The 1173-nt window shown below is 35.5% G+C and carries 2 protein-coding genes and 1 pseudogene; 1 reads left to right on the top strand and 2 read right to left on the bottom strand.

Going from position 1 to position 1173, the window contains the following annotated elements; genetic code table 11:
* A pseudogene (locus tag AMDU4_RS13900) lies at positions 1-289 on the top strand (5-(carboxyamino)imidazole ribonucleotide synthase); the annotation flags it as partial.
* Here the strand turns inward: AMDU4_RS13900 and AMDU4_RS13895 are convergent.
* Together AMDU4_RS13895 and AMDU4_RS13890 are read right to left on the bottom strand one after the other, a co-directional pair.
* A complete protein-coding gene (locus AMDU4_RS13895) occupies positions 286-798 on the bottom strand; it encodes a hypothetical protein (RefSeq protein WP_021788453.1) in 513 nt (170 codons plus the stop codon). The pseudogene AMDU4_RS13900 and the gene AMDU4_RS13895 sit on opposite strands and share 4 nt — an antisense overlap.
* A 78-nt stretch (positions 799-876) precedes the next feature.
* Positions 877-1173: DUF3834 domain-containing protein (locus AMDU4_RS13890; protein WP_290705597.1), on the bottom strand; the 297-nt coding region annotated here is incomplete at its 5' end.

The following is a 1173-nucleotide window of genomic DNA, read 5'->3' as shown; positions in this document are numbered from 1 at the left end:
ACAGTTTGAGGAGCATATACTGGCAGTTGCAGGAATGGATATTATAAGACCGGATCTATTTGTGCCTTCCGGAATAGTGAATATTATAGGAACAGGGATTGAGACTAAGATATCTCCAATACTCCAGCTTGGCAACACAAATATTTACTGGTACCATAAAAATGAGGTAAGAAGGAAAAGAAAGATGGGGCATGTAAATGTTTATGGCGAATCATATGAGGAAGTAAGGAATAAAATAAAAGACATAATGGAAATACTTTATGGAGACAAAATAGAAGATTTTATTTAAAGCAATAGGACAGCCTTAACACCCTCAATTTTTTTAATCCTGTTAAGGATATCGCCAGTAACTGTATTTGTTGTGACAATGATTGCCCTGGGGTTGTCTATAAGGTCTGGGTCATCTGTGACAACCTGCCTCACCGAGATCCCTGCTTCCGCAAGTACATTCATTACACCTGCTATTATGCCAGGCCTGGCTGCATCAACGGGAATTATTTCAATTACACCGAATCCTATTTTTGAACCTGAATGCTCAAAATTTGAAATTGGCTCAAGATTGCTGAAAAAATCGAAGAGCTCATGATCGTTAATTATTTTTTGTACCATGTTCACAATGACCCTTCGGTCAACATTGAAGGCTCTTGCTATGGAATTTGGCTTTATTTCAATTGCGTCACAGAATAATTTTGGCTCGTCATACAGAATTTTTACCGATATACCTATTTTTATCATTTTCTGTACAACTCTCATTTCAGCTGGATAACCATCAAACACTTTGTTTATGTAGTCCCACATAGAGGTATAATGTAAATGTAGTATTTAATAATTTAATATAACCTATTAATAAAAATGATAAATTATTTTTTTATTTCATCATTGGGACGAGTATTTTTTCACTAAATTTATGAATTCCTCATGATTCCCCGGTTTGTGGACATTCAGATCTGAGTTTTTCATAGTGTTCATCACGAATTCCAGGGGAAATTGCATGGGTAAATGTGAAACAACAAATTTTGCCGCCTCTTCGGGTTTTTCCTTTAACAGTTTAATACCAAGGTTATATGCATCAACGAAATCTTTTTCATTGTTATATACTGTTGCGCCGCAGCTCCCAGGAATAACTACATTGTTTTTCTTAAAGTGCTCTTCAATGCTTATTCCAGCATTATC

The organism is Ferroplasma sp. Type II (assembly GCF_000496155.1).
Note: the sequence above shows the minus strand (reverse complement) of the source record. Positions and strands in the feature narration are given on the sequence as shown.

Coding starts and splice junctions, on each gene's coding strand:
- AMDU4_RS13895 (WP_021788453.1), bottom strand. CDS start 798: ATGTGGGACTACATAAACAAAGTGTTTGATGGTTATCCAGCTGAAATG.